Raw genomic sequence first — 18,059 nt, 5'->3', positions numbered from 1 at the left:
ATGACAAGAAAACTACTCTCTTCATTACTCCTACTCCTTGCGCTGAGCTGCGCACTGACAGCTCAGAAGACAGGATGTAAGATCACGCAAGAGCCGAAGGCACTACCAGCCGAGGCTTGTAGCTTCTCCATCTACGGTACCAGTCCCAACGGACGATACATATATGGAGGTAGTCCTAACTCCACAGCTTTCTGCTACGACACGCAGCGAGACACGACATCACTCTTCCTCTCTGAGACGGGTGCTGAGAAGTATATGATCTACGCTGTCTCTGATGATGGTGAGATCTTTGTCGCTCAGGATGAGGTAGGGGCTTTTGTCTACAATATGGCACAAGAGAAGCTACACGAGATTAAGACCCCAGAGAGTGATTGGTCTGACGTAAGACCTGTCTATGTAACTCCCGATGCCAAGCACCTCGTGGGCTACGTGATGGATCCGACCTATGCTCAGGAGAGCATGGCGATACCTATCTACGGTACACGTAGTGAGGATGGCTCCTGGACGATTAAAAAGCTCCCTATGCTTGAGAAGGACTATCTGAACAACAAGCCCAACTACACGCAAGCCTTCTTCTGCTCTGATGATGGAAAGAAGATCTTAGGGCGACAAAACACCCACAACGGGACCGACAGACCTCTCTTCTGGCAACTTGATGACCAGGGGCAGTACCAGTGCTCTACACCTTGTGACTCATTCCTCTACAATCTAGAGGCTCCACTGCCTGGTCCTCAGCCAGAGTGGGACGACTATGTGACTGCAGACTATGAGACGGATCCTGACACCTACGCTCAGCAAGAGGCTAAGTATAATGAAGCTTATGCGGCCTGGGAGAAGGCATACAATAAGGCCGTCAAGAGAGCTGTCCCTGATCTAGCGTGGCAGATTATGTCTCCAGCAAGTGGCTACTGGATGATATCCATCCAAGAGATGGTGGGAGAGGGCGATGACATGGTTACAATCACCTATCCTGGATCTCTAAGTGTGGCTGATGGTAGCATCAGTCGGCTCAATATAAAAGAGGCTTATGGTCTCGGAGGTGTCGGGCGTACTAATGATGGCGGATGGATATGCTATCCAGATGGAAGCTTGGACCCCTCTGACCGCAACACCTACGTGCTTTACTCAGACGGCAAGAAGATGACTATGCTGGAGTATCTGAAGCAGATCACAGGTACAGACCTATCCCCAGCCTTCACTTACTCTTACACACCTTATGGCAAGACGGAGCAGGAGAGTATTACAGATATGGGGGCTATAGCACTCTCTGCAGATGGTAAGACCTTGACCTCTTGCGCTGTGGATATGACGGGAGCGAAGTACTATCGCAGTGCTTATCTGCGTATGGACAAACACTTCCTAGTTCAGCCACTAGCGATTGCGCCTATTGAGATCGAGCGTAGTAACCTTTCTGTCCTTTGGCAGGGTGATGCACTTCACTTCTCAGAGCCCGCTACGGGTACACTCTATCTGTACGACACAACGGGTAGACTACTAGAGAGCTACAGACTGTTAGATAGTTCAAAGCTTTTCCTGACTGAACTAGCTCAGGGGCTTTACGTTGGTCAACTGGTGACGGAGCGAGGCGTTAGTACTGTACGATTCGTCCGTTAGAAGACGTTTCTGATAAAACAAACCAGTCCCGTGAGGAGTCTACAGCAATGTTGTGCTCCCCGCGGGACTGCTTTGTTTGCGCTTATTCGAAGCTATAGCTCAGTAGCGACCCAAGCGACACCGACTGTCTCGATGCCCGTGAGGGTGTCTTGACCAGTCGCCTGGCTTAGCTCGATGGTGTAGAGCCCCGGGTGAGGCGGTGTCAGGAGCGTGTTGACTTTGTAAAGTTGCTGTCGCAGTGCGTAGCCCTCTCCAGACCAAACGCCAGGCTCCTCGGTGAGAGGCAGTGCCAGGGTCGTCGTAGCGCTCCACCCGAGAGCAGAGCGTAGACGAATGGTGAGCGGTAGGGTAGTGTATGCGTAGCGACTGTTGTACCGTATGTAGAGGTAAAGCGTGTGAGGCGTCCGAGGGTGCTCGACGAAGCTATCAAAAGAGATGTTACGTCCCGCAGACCATCCGCTCTCGGGTATCTCTTCGGTCTGCATTTGCTTCTGATAAGCCGCATAGTGGCAGGAGCCAAGAGTTAGGAGAGTCAGGATAGACAGCACAGCTATCCACCCGACGACACCACCTCTGCACCCTCTGCTCATAGCTCTAAGTGATCTAGCGGTAGTGGGCTACTCCTCCTGAGGCTTCGTGCGTGGACGGCGACGACGATTGCCCGCCTGAGGCTTGCGCCTCGGCTTGCGAGGTGATTGCGTGTCTGACTCTTCGCTAGCACTTTGCCCGTCCAGAGGCTCCTCAGTATTGTCGCTCTCTAGGTTGGCCTCCTTCGCTCTCGGTGTGTCAGAGCTGAAACGCTCTCTCTTCTTTGACTTACGACGCTTACGCTTCTTGGGCTGATCAAAGCGGTTGATTGCATTGTCAAAGAGTATGTCCTTAGGCTTCTTCGGAGCCTCCTGCTGGTCAGAGAGCGTCTCGGGGATCTCGCCACGCTGGTTCATCTCTATAACCTCCTTAGCCCGCTCCACAGATATGGTCTCAGGCTCTTCAAGACTCTTAGGCGCTAGGCTGTAAGTGATCTCTCCCGCTAGGAGGTCGCACTTGTTGAAGTAGTAGGTGCCACTCTCCGTCTCTAGGGTCGTACGACTCGAGGGAAAAGACTTCTTCGCCTCCATGTAGACGTCTACCTCATAGTTGGTACAGCACTTGAGCTTGCCACACTGTCCGGTGAGCTTGAGCGAGTTCTGAGCTAAGTTCTGAAAGCGAGCTGCAGCCGTACTGACAGAGTTAAAGCGGGAGAGCCACGTCGAGCAGCAGAGCGCTCGTCCGCAGGGACCGATACCTCCTATACGTCCCGCCTCTTGTCTAGCGCCTATCTGACGCATCTCCACACGTATGTGGAAGGCATCAGCTAGGAGTCGTATCAACTTGCGAAAGTCTACTCGCTGATCCGCTATGTAGTAGAATATAGCGCGCGTCCCGTCGGCCTGATACTCCACATCGCCTATCTTCATGTCTAGTCCCAGCGAAGTAGCTATCTCGCGCGACTCAATCATCGTCGGGTGCTCGCGAAGCTTAGCCTCACGGTAGTGATCCATGTCGGCAGGACGAGCTTTGCGGTAGATCGCCTTGGCGTTGTCCACATACTGCTCATCATGGTTGGCTCGTATCCTCGTGGAGACCAGCGTCCCCGTGAGTGCTACCATGCCGACATCATAGCCTCCGCTGTCAGCCTCTACGACCACGTAGTCTCCTCGCTTGAGGTCCAGGTGATCCACGTTGCGGTAGTAGTTTTTGCGGGTATTCTTGAACTGCACCTCGACGATCTCCTGCTGCTGCACCCCGTCGGGCAGATCCGCCAGCCAGTCAAAGGTGGAGAGCTTGCAGCAGCGCGACCCTACGCCTTTGCATCGTGGGCAGTCTATTTTATCTAGTAGGTCTGGTTTGTATTCCATCGCATAGTTTCAAAAATGAGAAGGTCGTAAGATTACTTCTTCTTCCTTCCAGTCACCTTTTCTAGCGAATCAAAGCCTTGCCCATATACGCCATGTACAGTAGACTCAGAGATAAAGGCGTTGGGGTCTACAGCATTGATCACTTGGTAGAGACTACCTCGCATGTTCTTGCGTATAGTCACTAGGACCACATGAGTAGGCTGATGGCTGTAGCCACCCTCACCATGTAGTATCGTACAGCCATATCCTAGACTCTGAGTCACAGCCTCGCTGATCTGCTCGTACTTGGTGCTGACGATGAGTAGCTGCACGGACTGCTTGTTGGCATTCATGATGTAGTCCAGCATCTGCCCCACGATAGTGATCTCTATGAAGGAGAAGGCGAGCTTGCCTAGAGCCGTGCCCCAGTTGTATTGTGGCCCGAAGAAGTGGCTCACGACAGCACCCGTCGTGACGATGATGGCATCCATAAAGATCATAGCACGTCCCAGTGAGAGCGTGCTGTACTTATTGACGATAGCCACGATTATGTCCGTGCCACCCGTACTACCATTGGCAGAGAAGACTAAGCCTAGTCCAGCACCGCAGATACTAGCCCCGATGATCAGTGCAACAAAAGGCTCGTCAGGAGCCAAGAGAGGTCCGAAGTTAGGTAGCATCTCTGTCAGAAAGTGAGGTAGGTTGTTGTACACCTCCAGACCCTGTCCCACCATAGGAGTGAAGAGCGCCTGCCCGACAGGTATCGTCAGGAAGAGCATCCCGACAGCTATGATAGTCTTCAAAGAGAAGTGCAGACCTAAGACAAAAATAGCGAGTATCAGTAAGCCTCCATTGAGGATGTAATATGGTATGGTAGCAGGTATATTTGTCGCAAGCTGCACGATGGTGACGATACCTGCCAGCCCCCCAGAGGTGATGTCCTGCGAGAGGATGAAGGCAGTCCAGCCGAAGGTGTAGAGGACGACACCAGCGAAGATAATCAGTATATCCCTTAGGAAGTCGGTAGACTTGCGTGGATCAGGATAGTGCAAAGGTTTTTCAGTAGTCATGAGTGACAAGTTTATTATGTGGTGAAGAGGAGTCACACCTCCAGGCACCAACTTCAGAAGTTACACAAAGGTAGCAAAAAAGAGAGATAGGAGTCTTCATATCAGCCGATGGAAGAGCTTGGTGTCGCTATCAAACACTCTAATCCATCCAGCCTGTTATGAGGGCTCCTATCCCTAGACATTCTAGTCCTATGCAGAGATTACTCTGCGTGGTCGGGATGAGAAGACTCGAACTTCCGACCTCCACGTCCCGAACGTGGCGCGCTACCAACTGTGCTACATCCCGATAGGACTACCGCTCCACGGCGACTAGTCCCTACTTACGACTGCAAAGGTACTAAATAATGAGACACCGCAGACAACCCCACGGGTGACGCAGCATAGGGGAGGGGGGCATCCGTGTCACTATCAAGGAATTTGAGCAACTCCTCGGTGGAAATCGCCGAATATCCACGGAGGTATCGAAAAATTCTTCGGAACTTCGAAATCTTTCTTCCGAAGTTTCATTTCATTCTTCCGAACTTTTATTTCCCGGTTCCGTGGAGAATTTTCGTTTTCTCCCTGGAGATTCCCTATTTCCTCGGGAGAGATTGGCATCAACGGAGATCGATAAGTAGCCATAAAGTGAGGCTATAGCGCTACACAAGCCACATATCCCGTGCTCGTCGTTAGGTTTGGCTCCTTGAAGGTTAATTGAGATGTTTAAGCTCTGTCTGCAGGATTGAGAGCGATTTGCATTTTTTCTAGGGATTGTGTATCTTTGTGATGTAAGAGTTTATGCTGTGAAGAACAAGGTTTGTTTTTGCGAAAATAGGTTCTGTAATTAGTTCAGCTAAGACAAGCCAGGTCGGAAGAGCGTTGTTTGCATACACTATCAATTAGTTATGGATAGACTATTATTGCGCAGATTCATTTTGCTTTTTGAGCTAGTAGCATTTTTGATCCCTACTTGCTTAGTGGCTCAGGAATCTTTTGGTGGAGTCCCTAGGGGATCTCGCCTCATCCGTGCATCGTCAAGAGTCCATCGAATAATGGAAAGTGCCTCAGATGCTGAGGCTGTTTTGTCTTGGAAGAGTCAGCAAGAGGGAACATCTTATATAGGGAAAGTTATTTCCCTAGATCCCGCTTCATTAGAGTGGCAATATGATCCTGCCACAGACATTTGGCAACTAGAAATTGAGGCTACGGGTGCAAAGGCTTTATCTCTCTACTATGATTCATTTCATATACCTGAGGGAGCTAAGCTGTATATTTATAATCCATCCTTGAGTAGTGGTCGAGTCTTAGGAGCCTATACATCAACCTCTCTACCTCAAGAGAATAAGGGGCGGTATGCTACGGAAATGCTATCAGGAGATCACTTAACTCTAGAGTATCAGTCATCATCCGATGGAGAAGAGCCTACTGTCAAGCCCTCGGCTGTTGGATACATTGTCCATCTCCCACAGAACAGTAGTAGTTTACGGTATACTGATAGTTATGACTTTGCTGGAGAAAATAACTCAGGCTCTTGTATGGTAAATGTAAACTGTGAGGAAGGTCGTGCTTGGCAAAACGAAAAGAAAGGGATCGCATTTATCCAGACTAAAGTAGGAGAGTATATTGGCGTGTGTAGTGGCACGCTCCTCAATAACACGGCAGAGGACGGAGCTCCCTATCTCATCACTGCCGCTCACTGTGCCATCCCAGAGGAAGGACAGAAGTCCTCTCCTGAAGATTTGGATCAGTGGGTCTTCTACTTTCACTACGAGAAGGAGGCCTGTGACAATAGTAGTGTCGCAACGCTCAATGCGGTATCCCTCGTTGGCGCAGAACTCCTAGCTGTCAGCCCCCTCAAAGGTGGAACGGATGGTCTCTTCTTGCGCCTTAAATCTGAGATCCCCGCAAGTTATAATCTTTATCTCAACGGTTGGTCTAGAACGACTTCATTACCTCAATCAGGAGTGGGATTGCACCATCCATCTGGTGATGCAACCAAAATATCTACCTTTACAACTCCTCCTAAGGTAGAGCCATGGAATGAAGATTCTCAACCCACGGCACATATCAATGTCGCTTACCAAGGTACATCGCATGGACATGCTGTCACCGAAAAAGGATCAAGTGGGTCGGGACTCTTTAACTCTGAGCATCTTTTGGTAGGTACACTGACTGGTGGCGATGCGTCTTGTACTCATTTAGAGGGGACGAACTTATATGGGCGCTTTTCTAGTCACTTTGAGAGTATGAAGCTATCTCGTTGGCTAGCTCCAGGACAATCAGATCTGATTTCTCTCTCAGGACGTTACATGGGGGGAGAGAATCTCGCAGAGATACAGGATCTCCTTGTCTGGATGACTCAGAAAGGGCTTCATGTTCAGTGGTCAAAGCCTTTAGTACCTACTGAAAAGGTTCAAAGCTATCTCATATATGTGGACAACAAAAAGCTTCAAGAGGTAGCCTCTGATGCTCCTTTTCCACTCGTATTGGACTTTCAAGAGCCAGGAGATCACTACTTATCAGTTGTGACACAGTATGCCTCTGGCGAGAGCCGTCCGATGGGAGCCTACTTCTCTAATAGAATGCGCCACATAGAGGTGCCTATATCTGATGAGCATACAGACTCTAGCTTGACGTGGCTTAAGCCTCGCTTGGAGCAGACTTGGTCCTTTGCTGAGCCTGCGATTAATACTGCGGAACTACATAGGGTGGGTGACATCTCTGTTGTGACCTACTTCTATGCAGGGGTTTGGTATGGAGCAGATCAACTGCGTCGTGCAGCTCTAGCTCACTCATATATTACAGCCATACGGTATGTACCCATCAGCTCCTCTGTGAAGTCGTATATATACATTCGCCAGGGAGATAGAGAGTACTCTCAGAAGATTACAGATCCAATGAGTCTGGATGTGCTTACCACGATCCAGCTAAAAGAGCCTTTTGTCCTTAATGATAGGGAACCCATCTTTGTGGGGCTGAAGTTTCGAGGTGACACGAAGACCCCATTCATCGCTATGACTAGTCAACCTCGCATATTGGGACGAAGTATGATGGCGTCACTAGACGGCAAAAACTTTTTTGAATACAAGACTTTGTCTCATAGCCTAGCGATGGAGACAGTGGTTACTGCATCGCTATCTAAGGGTGAGCCTCAAGAAGTCATCCGATGTGCTATGCCGAGCACATTTCCTCAGATTGTGGGGTATAGGATTATGTACGGTGACAAAGAGGTAGTTACACTTATGTCAAGTGAAGAGCAGTGCTCCTATAGTCCGTCTCTCACAGACTATCCTGACAGATCAAAGTTTAGGGTCTTTGCTGTTATTGATGGTCAGAAGCCTACCGCCCTGATCTCTCAGTCTCATGGCGAGACTCGCCCCTTCCTTTGGAGCAACCAAGGAAGGCTGCATCTGGCGCAAGCGGAGAGCATTACAGAATTGGCTCTATATGATCTCATGGGCAAGTGCCTGTATAGGATAACTCCTGAGCAAGTAAGCGATATAAGTCTCTCCTCGGGTACTTATGTAGTGCGCATAGGCTTACGAGATGGCTCTGTCCTTGTCCAAAAGATCACTCATCGGAACTAAATCAATCAAGTATAACTAAACACAAAGCGCAATTCTTATGAAACAATCTAGTTCAGCTTCATGCTCTATCTTGCTGACGCTTGTAGCGTTGCTAACAATGAGCCTAAAGGGGTATGCTCAAGATGGTCAGTGGGTCACAGTAATTCACGAGACCTTTGATGCCTTTTCACAAGGCACCAATACTGCTCCAACACAACCTGAGGCAACCCTTCTAATCAAAGATCAAACGCTAGACAAGTTTGACCTAACCAAGTCTAAGTCGCTCTATCAAGCTGGTGGAGCAATCCTCTTTTATGATGCTGAAGGAGCTTCGCTTTTCACTAAAGAAATGAACCTCCTAGGAGACAAGCTACGCATCTCTTGCAAAGTAAAAGCCTTTAGTGCTATGTCTCCACTTGCTTTCAAACTAACCTCAGAAGGAGCCGAGCAAGAGACTCAGTTTATAGACAATGACTATAGCAAAGACTGGCAGTCTATGACCTTTGAGATGCCTGCAGGCAGTGAAAAGTGTGCCTTACGGATCTCCACAAAACCTGGCTTTTTTGGAACTGTTACAGGAGTCTTCCTAGATGAGATAACGGTGGAGGTCCTAAATCCTAGAGAGGTCACTACAGATCCTCAACTCATCGTCAGTGAGTCTGATGTTACCTTCCTCGACTCTGAGGTCAATGACGAGAGCTATGCCAAGGAAATAACTGTAAAGGGCTATAATCTCACGGAGCTCCCTACTTATGAAATAGAAGGAGCCAATGCGGATGAGGCTAAGTTTACAGCTTCAGGTGACTTGACAAAAGACGGTGGTAAAGTATCTGTGAACGTAACTCACCTTAAGCCTGGCGTTCACACGGCCCAGCTTGTTATCACTAGTGGTAGTCTTAAGCATACTGTCAACTTAAAGGGCCGAGGACTAGGTGGTAACCCTATAGAGGGTATGCCTCAAGACAATCCTAAGGTAGAGCTACAGGAGTCTTTTGCTAAGGCGGGTTTACCAGAAGGCTGGAAGACCTTTATCACTGCTGGGTATGAAGACTGGAGTATACAACCTTCTAGCTTTGATAAGACTAACTTTGTGGCAACGATGAATGCAACTAAGTCTTCGCTCGAAGATTTTATTTGTGCATCATTCCTTATTACCCCTTGTATGACCAATCCCAAGGGGTACCAGCCTGAGATCTCTTACGACCTCGCAGTAATGAAGTCCAACGAACTCTTTGCTAGTTCTACAGCGTCTGTCTACTGTATCCTAGCCGATGGATCGATGGATATAAAGGCTCCACTGTTTACTGTTAATTATGATCAGCAAGCAGAGTATGCTACTCTTAAAAACATCAAGGTGAAAGCTCCTGACACCCTAGCTGGAAAGTATTTCGTAGGGTTCTATTATCAGGGGGCAACGGCTGCTAGTCGCTCTGTTGGAATTGAAGTGGACAACATCCAGATCTCCTCTAAAGAGAAGCCTACATCTGTAGAAGAGGCTACTGTAGCTCCTGCTAAAGTGTGGCGTAGTGGCGATCAGATCTATTTTGAAGGCCTAAATGGGGTGGAGCTACAAGTTTATTCAATCACGGGTACGTTGCTTGTGACATTCCCAGTTGCTGATACAGGGGCTGTAACCCTTCGAGATGCAAATCAGCACTGCCTAGTACGTTACGGTACGAGCAGTCTGGTACTTTAGATAGAGCAAACTAACTAACAAACTCATATAGATATGAAGACTTTAATCTCGTGGAGTACTCCACTACTCCTTCTAGTCCTCTTTGCTGCGACCTCCTGTCAGTCACAGAAGCCGACTCCAAAGCCTCAAAAAGAGAAGGAGGCAATATCCTACAAGCTTCCAATTGTCGACTACGACTTCAAAGGGTCAATAGATGATATTGTGGCTTTTGAGACTGCATTGGGACATACATTGGACAAGAGCCAGTCTGATGCTACAACCCTCACCTTTAGCACTGGCAAAAAGGAATTCTCCGAGACTGTGTATCGTCTACAGAATAAGCGAATCGTGGAGGTCTATCAGCCCAGTACTAGTGGCGAGGCTGTAGAGGACATTCTCCCTCAGCTGACTAAAGAACTAAAGGAAAAGGGGTGGAGTGAATGGCCGATGCCAGTGAGCAATGGACAGTGTGATGCGGCTTTTCAACTGAGTCGTGAAATCAATGGTGCTCAATCGCAGATTGGATCCGTCGTTGTACACACTCGCACTAACAATGTCAAGAAGACCTATCCTAGTATCACATTTATATTTAGCCGTATCGCAGAGGACATTGACCCTAATACCGTCGTCCTGCCTGACATCTATTTAGATGGTTTGGACAAGACAAAGGAAGAGATCAAAAAGTACTATGAGCCAAAGGGCTGTGACTTCAAAACGTCTGCTGCTTTTCTAGATGTGTCTGTAGACAATCCTGCGTATAAAGATAGAGTGTCCTTCTTCTTTCAAGAGGGAAATCCTAAGTGTCACTCGATTATTATTACTGCAGTGAACTTCGGCATCAATAAATCTAAGAACTTACCCAAGCAGTTAGAGAAGCTAGGCTTTGAATTCGATAGTGAGGAGGGTAAGGCTATTAGCAAATACTTCAACGAAGAGAAGCAGATTTGGGCGTTCGTTCGCTTCTATCCTCTATCGCAGTTAGATCAGCCAAACATAACCTTTACTAGGCATCCCAAAAACTTCTAATCAGAAGCCTTAGGCGCTCTGTAGAGCTCCTCTCTCATACTAAAGCGTAGCTTTGAGTGTTGTCATACCCAAAGCTACGCTTTTTGTGTAGGAGAGAATAATATTAGGACCGGGTGACGCAGCATAGGGGAGGGGGGGCATCCGTGTCACTATCAAGGAAATTGAGCAACTCCTCGGTGGAAATCGCCGAATATCCACGGAGGTATCGAAAAATTCTTCGGAACTTCGAAATCTTTCTTCCGAAGTTTCATTTCATTCTTCCGAACTTTTATTTCCCGGTTCCGTGGAGAATTTTCGTTTGCTCCCTGGCGCTTTCCAATTTCCTCCGTAGAGATTGGCATCAACGGAGATCGATGAGTAGCCATAAAGTGAGGCTATAGCGCTACACAAGCCACATATCCCGTGTTCGTCGTCAGGTGTCGTCTTGGGATGCTGGGTTATCCTGCGTCGATCCTAGATGGAGGCTTTGACTTCGGTGATGTTAGGGCTTGATTTCGTAACTTTGCGCCACATGCTTACATAACAGGAGATAGCACTTATGTACCCAGACAATCTTATCAAGGCTTACGAGGCGAGCTTCCGAGAGCACTTCCGACAGCCGGCTCTATCGGATTACGCCACTGGCTATACGATATCTTATCGAGACTTAGCGCTACAGATCGCACACCTACACTACGTATATAAGGAGACTGGTCTACAGCGTGGTGACCGTGTCGCCCTGATGGGGGCCGACTCGGTGCACTGGTGCGTCATCTTTATGGCTACGATCACTTACGGCGCTGTGATCGTCCCGATACTGCAGGACTTCAATGTCGAGGACGCTAAGACGATCATCAATCACAGTGAGGCGAAGCTCCTCTTTATAGACGATCTTATCTTGTCAAAGCTCAATCCGGAGGAGGATCTGCCGATGGTGCAGACGATCTTTGACCTCAAAAAGATCACTTGGCGGTACGCTCGCTCGGGGATGCCGTATGACTACAAGCAGCTCCTTCCCTTTGCACCCTTTGTGGCGCGCTTTTACCCCAAGGGCTTTCGTCGCACTGACATTGTCTACCCCGAGGTGGGCAATGATGAGTTGGTCGTAATCAACTATACCTCAGGTACAACTGGCTTTAGCAAAGGGGTACTGATCACAGCGGGCAATCTGGCGGGTAATGCCATCTATGCGGACTCGCTTGATCTTATGTTTAGCGGCGAGCAGATTATCTGTTTCTTGCCATTGGCACACACGTACAGTTGCGCTTTCAACATGCTTGCAGCTCTTTACATTGGTGTCCACACGTATATCTTAGGTAAGGTCCCTTCGCCCAAGATATTGATGCAAGCCTTTGCCGAGATACGCCCCGTGCTCATTATCTCTGTGCCACTTATCTTGGAGAAGATCTACAAGCAGTCTATCGTGCCTGTCATAGAGCGCCCTGCGATCAAGGCACTCCTGCGTATCCCGCTCCTACGCAAGCTGGTCTACCGAGTAATCCGCAAGAAACTCACTGAGGGGCTCGGGGGCAACTTCCGCGAGGTGATCGTCGGGGGTGCTCCGCTCTCCAAGGAGGTGGGGCTCTTCCTACATCGTATAGGCTTCCCGCTCACCGTCGGCTACGGCATGACCGAGTGCGCTCCACTCATTTCTTACAGCAACCATCGCCACTGGGTGCCCCTATCTGCGGGGCGCTCCCTGCCTCATATGGATATACGTGTTGAGGTGCCAGAAGACTTTGACCAGCCGCTAGCTCCAGGTGTCGGTGAGATACAGGTGCGCGGTGACAATGTATGTCTTGGCTACAACAAGCTCCCCGAGATCAATAAGCATCTCTTCACCTCGGACGGCTGGATGCGTACGGGTGACCTAGGGCGTCTGGACAAGCGGGGCAATCTCTTCATCCTCGGTCGCTCTAAGACAATGATCCTAGGGGCTAATGGCCAAAACATTTACCCCGAAGAGATTGAGGCGAAGCTCAATAATCTCCACTTTGTGGCAGAGAGTTTGGTCTATCAGAAGAATGGACGTCTTGAGGCGCTCGTCTATCCCGACGAACTGGCTGCCAAGCAGGCGGGACTAACTATGGAAGAGGCGTGGGAGCAGATCAAAGCTCAGCGTAATCATCTCAATGCTAAGCTAGGCTCCTACGAGATGGTGACCAAGTTTGTCCTGCAGAGGACCCCCTTCATCAAGTCGCCCAAGCGCAGTATCAAGAGACATCTATACAAGGATGGCATTGAGGTGACGCAGACCAATGGGTAGCATCACTGAGCCCGCTTATCATATCGAGGGAACGCTCCGTCAGCTGCCTCTAGAGGCGTATATGGCGGAGTACTTTGACCCTGAGCGCTTCCTCGCTCTGTGCGAGCATTGTCCTACTTACTTGACCAATTGGTCTTGCCCGCCCTTTGCCTTTGATGTGCGGGAGGCGCTGGCGCACTACCGCTATGCGCATATCCTCGTGCATCGTGTCACGCCTGATGAGCAGTCGTGGACTGCTTGTCAGCCAGCCGAGGTGGGGGACTACTGCTTTCGCTTGATGAGAGCCGTGCGAGACTGGATTGATCCGCTCCTCTATCAGCTAGAGCGACAGCATGCGGGGAGTCGGCTCTTTACGGCAGGTCGCTGTCGGCTCTGCCAGCCACAGGAGTGTACACGTCGTGCTGGCGAGCCTTGCCGTCATCCCGACCAGATGCGTTCATCGCTTGAGTCGTGGGGCTTTGACCTGAGTGGCACCACAGAGCGCCTAGCTGGGATCCCGATGGTGTGGGGCGAGGAGGGGCATCCGCCACGCTACCTTACGATGGTCTCGGCTCTACTCTCGGCCGAGCCTGTCCCTGAGAGAGACTTTGAGAGACTAGAGGTTAGACTTTAGAGGTTAGAAGTTAGAGGTGCGTAGAGGCTCTGCTCTTTATTTTGTAACTTTGTGGAGCTAAAGACTGCATATCAATATAAACTTATCATACACCTCTATGGAACTACTTCAAAAGAACGTACAGCGCGCTAAGGCTAACAAGCAGCGCATCGTACTCCCCGAGGGTCTCGAGCCTCGCACCCTCCAAGCTGCTGATCGCATCCTCGCTGACGGCATCGCTCACATCATCCTCCTAGGCAACCCCGCTGAGATCCAGGCTAAGGCTGCTGAGCTAGGGCTCAAGCACATTGACCAGGCTGAGATCATCGATCCGCAAAATCACGCACGCCGTGAGGCTTATCGTGACCTCCTGATGGAGCTGCGTAAGTCTAAGGGCATGACCCGTGAGCAGGCTGACGAGCTAGTGGTCAATCCGCTCTACCTCGCCTGCCTGATGATCAAGTCTGGCGACGCTGACGGTGAGGTAGCTGGTGCACACAACACAACGGGCAACGTGCTCCGTCCTGCACTACAGCTTATCAAGACTCGCCCAGGGCTCAAGGTGGTCAGTGGCGCATTCCTCATCTTCTCTCCGCTCAAGGAGTATGGCGAGAACGGCTTCTTCATCTTTGCCGACTGCGCCGTCACGCCCAATCCTGACAGCAACGAGCTTGCTCAGATAGCTATCGCTTCTGCCGATACGGCTCGTAGCATTGGCGACATGGAGCCACGCGTTGCCCTCCTAAGCTACTCTACAAAGGGCTCTGCCAAGAGCGAGATGATCGACAAGGTTACGGAGGCTTACAAGATTGCTAAGGAGATGGCTCCTGATCTACTCATCGACGGTGAGCTACAGGCTGACGCTGCTATCGTAAGCAAGATCGCTGAGCTCAAGGCTCCCGAGAGTCCCGTGGCTGGTAAGGCAAACGTCCTCGTCTTCCCGAACCTAGAGGTGGGCAATGTCGCTTACAAGCTCGTCGAGCGTCTCGGTCGTGCTACCGCTGTCGGTCCTATCCTACAGGGTATGGCTGCTCCAGTCAATGACCTAAGCCGTGGTTGCTCTGTAGACGATGTCTACAATGTGATCACGATCACTTGCAACCAGGCTATCGCAGCTAAGAAGTAATTCACCACCCCCCTTCCCCTTACTAAAGATAAATTATGATCGTACTAGTCCTTAACTGTGGCAGCTCGTCTGTCAAGTATTCACTATATGACATGCCTGAGGCTCGTATCCTCGCTTCAGGTGGTATTGAAAAGCTCGGCCTGCCCGACTCTTTCATCAAGTTCAAGACGACCGATGGCAAGAAGGTGCAGATAGACCGTCCGCTACCCGAGCACACGGTAGCTGTCGAGTTTATCCTCGAGATCCTGACGAAGTCTGAGTACGCTGTCCTAGACAGTGTTGACCAGATCGAGGCTGTGGGTCACCGTCTCGTACATGGTGGTGAGGCGATCAATAAGAGCGTCCTCATCAATGACGAGGTGATCGAGCAGGTGAAGCGTGTCTCTGACCTCGCTCCTCTGCACAATCCACCCTCACTGAAGGGTATCGACGCTATCACGAAGCTCCTCCCGAAGGTGCAGCAGGTAGCAGTCTTTGATACGGCCTTCCACCAGACGATGCCCGCATATACTTATATGTATGCACTACCCTACGAGTACTATGAGAAGTACGGGGTGCGTCGCTACGGCTTCCACGGCACGAGCCACCGCTACATTAGCCATCGTGCTTGTGAGATCCTTGGGAAGGACTTTGACAAGACCCGCATCATCACCTGCCACATCGGCAATGGCGCTTCGATCGCAGCTGTATGCAATGGCAAGGTCCTTGACACCTCTATGGGCTTGACCCCTACGGATGGTCTGATGATGGGTACTCGCTGCGGAAGCATTGACCCAGGTATCGTGCCCTTTATCATGGAGCATGAGAAGATGACTCCGAGCGACTTCTCGACGATGGTCAATAAGAAGAGCGGTGTGATGGGCATCAGCGGTGTCTCCTCCGACATGCGTGACGTAGAGCAGGCTGCTGAGGCTGGCAACGGGCGCGCTAAGCTTGCGCTCGAGATGTATCGCTACCGTATCAAGAAGTACATCGGAGCCTACGCAGCTGCTATGGGCGGTGTCGATGTCATCGTCTTCACGGGCGGTGTCGGTGAGAACGACCAGACGACTCGTGAGTCGGTAGTCTCTGGACTAGAGTTTATGGGCGTTGAGTTTGACTCAGCAGTCAATCGCTCTAGCCGTGGCGAGGAGAAGGTACTCTCGAAGCCCTCTAGCCGTGTGACCGTCCTCTGCGTCCCCACCGACGAGGAGCTGATGATAGCACGCGACACGATGGATCTCGTCAAGTAAAGCGAGCCAACGAACTCGTCACAAGACGACAAAAATAAAGGTAGGGGCGGACATCTGCGGATGTTCGTCCCTACCTTATTATATATATAGGTGTGCTGTCCTATCTTGAGACTGTTGCAAAAGTCAACAGTCTCATCTTGTGAGCGTGCCGAGGCGCAAGTCCGTGTGCCACGACAAATCTCTTTGTATCGTGCTGGTTTTCTAGTATATATGAGTTCCAAAAATGGTTCTCCTCTTGGAACTTTTTAGTTCCAAGGCGGGAACTTCTCAGTTCCAGCGGAGGAACTTCTCAGTTCCAGCGGAGGAACTTTCACATTCCACCGTTGGAAAAGTAACTTTCCACCAAAGGAATGTTTAGACGAAGCCGGATCTGGCGCTGATCCCGTGTAAGAGGCTCTAGATGAGTTCGTAGCATGAGACATTTGCCACCTTTTACTGTCAGCTTTCCGTCAGAGAGTACCTAACAGATAGTATTGAACGGTTATTACTCTTCGCTCGTATACCTACAATTTGCTAGTCTTTACCGAGAGCCATTGTACGCTCCTGCCGTACCTTTGTGGTAGGAATTTGTCGGGTAGTCGGCAAGCTCCATTGGATGCCCTGTAGCAGGAGGTTTCGTTCCCCTTAATATCTTCGTTTCCCCACCCTGCCACCGCCCGTTCATACATACACAAAACAAAGTAAGGGTCGCTGAAGAGGCTTCCCCTGCGTTTGATTCACTCGGATGTCAAACACTCTATAATAATATATGAAACGATTCATTTCGTATCTCCTCTGTGGGCTCGTACTGTGTACCGTACAGCTATCAGAGGCGCAGACTGTGGACACTTTGTCGCAGACCTCCGCACCAGCTCCTCGTCGGCTCACCATCGGTGGGTATGGAGAGGCTGTCGCATCGAGGATGTTTTACAGTAATAACTTCAAGCGCTACACCGATGCTGCGCTCTACAAAGATGCTCGTAGCTTCGGTCAGGTAGACTTGCCACACGTTGTTTTCTTCGTTGGTTATGACTTCGGTCATGGTTGGTCTCTAGGCTCTGAGATTGAATTTGAGCATGGTGGCACGGAGAGTGCTGTCGAGATTGAAGAGGAGGAGACTGGCGAGTACGAGTCTGAGATAGAGCGTGGTGGCGAGGTGGCTCTCGAGCAGTTTTGGCTACAGAAGAGCTTCTCACCAGCGCTCAACCTGCGCATAGGACATATGGTCGTACCTGTCGGAGCAACGAACGCATCTCACATGCCGACAGAGTTCTTTACGGTCTACCGCCCCGAGGGCGAGAACACAATCCTGCCCTGCACCTGGCATGAGACGGGTATAGGCCTGTGGGGTAAACTACCTAACTGGCGGTATGAGGTGATGGGTATCGCTGGGCTAGATGCTGACCGCTTTAACAATAAGGACTGGATCCATGGCGGGTCTGGTAGTCCCTACGAGTTTAAGATGGCGACGAACTATGCCTGTGCTATGCGTGTGGACAACTACTCGGTACGCAATCTGCGTCTTAGCCTGAGTGGTTACGTCGGGACGAGCGGTCGTAACACGCTCAATGCGACAAACAAGTATGACCATATCAAGGGTCTCGTCTGCATCGGAGCTTTTGACTTTCAGTATGCTAATCCGCACCTCATCTTGCGAGGCAATGTGGACTACGGTCATCTAGGCGACTCAATGGAGATCACGAAGGCTAATCGTACGACCCGCAAGGACTCCCCCTCGCCAAAGAATAGTGTCGCCAAGGCGGCTCTAGCTGCTGGCCTGGAGGGCGGTTATGACCTCTTCTCAGCTTCGGCCAAGCTTCGTCAGCTCAAGCAGCGCCTTTACCTCTTCGGACGGTATGATTACTACGACTCCATGTTTCAAGTAGTGCCCAATATGACCGACGAGCTGGAGTGGGAGCGACAGAAGTTTACCGTCGGACTCAACTACTACCCGATCCCTGATATCGTCGTCAAGGCTGAGTATAGTCACCGTATGCTACACAAGCAGTTCAACGATGAGCCGACCGTCAGCCTCGGCATCGCATACTTTGGTATGTTTCACTTCTAAGCTTTTATAA

The 18,059-nt window shown here is 50.3% G+C and carries 12 protein-coding genes and 1 tRNA gene; 9 read left to right on the top strand and 4 right to left on the bottom strand.

Going from position 1 to position 18,059, the window contains the following annotated elements; all coding sequences use genetic code 11:
• Positions 1 to 1,614: a T9SS type A sorting domain-containing protein gene (locus tag PORUE0001_RS08315; protein WP_007365988.1), complete on the top strand. Its 1,614-nt coding sequence runs from the start codon at positions 1 to 3 to the stop codon at positions 1,612 to 1,614.
• A gap of 92 nt (positions 1,615 to 1,706) precedes the next feature.
• Here the strand turns inward: PORUE0001_RS08315 and PORUE0001_RS08310 are convergent, their stop codons facing one another.
• The 4 genes from PORUE0001_RS08310 to PORUE0001_RS08295 form a co-directional block, all read right to left on the bottom strand.
• Positions 1,707 to 2,204: a gliding motility lipoprotein GldH gene (locus PORUE0001_RS08310; protein ID WP_007366045.1), complete on the bottom strand. Its 498-nt coding sequence runs from the start codon at positions 2,202 to 2,204 to the stop codon at positions 1,707 to 1,709.
• Between the two features lie 27 nt (positions 2,205 to 2,231).
• Positions 2,232 to 3,512 carry a stage 0 sporulation family protein gene (locus tag PORUE0001_RS08305; protein ID WP_007365995.1) on the bottom strand — a complete coding sequence of 427 codons (1,281 nt, stop codon included), beginning with the start codon at positions 3,510 to 3,512 and terminating at the stop codon, positions 2,232 to 2,234.
• 32 nt (positions 3,513 to 3,544) lie between these two features.
• Positions 3,545 to 4,561 carry a YitT family protein gene (locus PORUE0001_RS08300; RefSeq protein WP_007366012.1) on the bottom strand — a complete coding sequence of 339 codons (1,017 nt, stop codon included), beginning with the start codon at positions 4,559 to 4,561 and terminating at the stop codon, positions 3,545 to 3,547.
• Positions 4,562 to 4,771: 210 nt separating this feature from the next.
• Positions 4,772 to 4,847 (bottom strand) — tRNA-Pro (locus PORUE0001_RS08295).
• A 1,228-nt stretch (positions 4,848 to 6,075) separates the two neighbouring features.
• Here PORUE0001_RS08295 and PORUE0001_RS09845 point away from each other — a divergent pair.
• The 8 genes from PORUE0001_RS09845 (at position 6,076) to PORUE0001_RS08250 (ending at position 18,049) form a co-directional block, all read left to right on the top strand.
• Positions 6,076 to 8,127, top strand: coding sequence for a T9SS type A sorting domain-containing protein (locus tag PORUE0001_RS09845; protein WP_157750207.1), 2,052 nt, complete (start codon positions 6,076 to 6,078; stop codon positions 8,125 to 8,127).
• A gap of 37 nt (positions 8,128 to 8,164) precedes the next feature.
• Positions 8,165 to 9,802 (top strand): hypothetical protein, encoded by a 1,638-nt coding sequence (locus PORUE0001_RS08280; protein ID WP_157750206.1) that lies wholly within the window; start codon positions 8,165 to 8,167, stop codon positions 9,800 to 9,802.
• Positions 9,803 to 9,835: 33 nt separating this feature from the next.
• Positions 9,836 to 10,807 (top strand): hypothetical protein, encoded by a 972-nt coding sequence (locus PORUE0001_RS08275; protein ID WP_007366008.1) that lies wholly within the window; start codon positions 9,836 to 9,838, stop codon positions 10,805 to 10,807.
• A gap of 538 nt (positions 10,808 to 11,345) precedes the next feature.
• Positions 11,346 to 13,052 (top strand): AMP-binding protein, encoded by a 1,707-nt coding sequence (locus tag PORUE0001_RS08270; protein WP_007366023.1) that lies wholly within the window; start codon positions 11,346 to 11,348, stop codon positions 13,050 to 13,052.
• The gene (locus PORUE0001_RS08265) at positions 13,045 to 13,665 is read left to right on the top strand and encodes a DUF2284 domain-containing protein (protein WP_007366043.1); all 621 of its coding nucleotides are present in this window, start codon (positions 13,045 to 13,047) and stop codon (positions 13,663 to 13,665) included. Before PORUE0001_RS08270 ends, PORUE0001_RS08265 begins: the two co-directional genes overlap by 8 nt.
• A 97-nt stretch (positions 13,666 to 13,762) precedes the next feature.
• Complete coding sequence (gene pta, locus PORUE0001_RS08260; RefSeq protein ID WP_007366002.1) at positions 13,763 to 14,770, top strand: phosphate acetyltransferase; 1,008 nt, start codon at positions 13,763 to 13,765, stop codon at positions 14,768 to 14,770.
• 35 nt (positions 14,771 to 14,805) lie between these two features.
• On the top strand, positions 14,806 to 16,002 hold the full coding sequence (locus PORUE0001_RS08255) for an acetate/propionate family kinase (RefSeq protein WP_007366020.1): 1,197 nt from the start codon (positions 14,806 to 14,808) through the stop codon (positions 16,000 to 16,002).
• Positions 16,003 to 16,750: 748 nt separating this feature from the next.
• Positions 16,751 to 18,049, top strand: a complete 1,299-nt coding sequence (locus tag PORUE0001_RS08250; RefSeq protein WP_007366025.1) for a hypothetical protein — start codon at positions 16,751 to 16,753, stop codon at positions 18,047 to 18,049.
• The last annotated feature ends 10 nt before the right edge of the window (positions 18,050 to 18,059 follow it).

The organism is Porphyromonas uenonis 60-3 (genome assembly GCF_000174775.1).
In the GTDB taxonomy this organism is placed as follows: domain Bacteria; phylum Bacteroidota; class Bacteroidia; order Bacteroidales; family Porphyromonadaceae; genus Porphyromonas; species Porphyromonas uenonis_A.
This window is presented reverse-complemented; position numbering and strand designations above follow the sequence as displayed.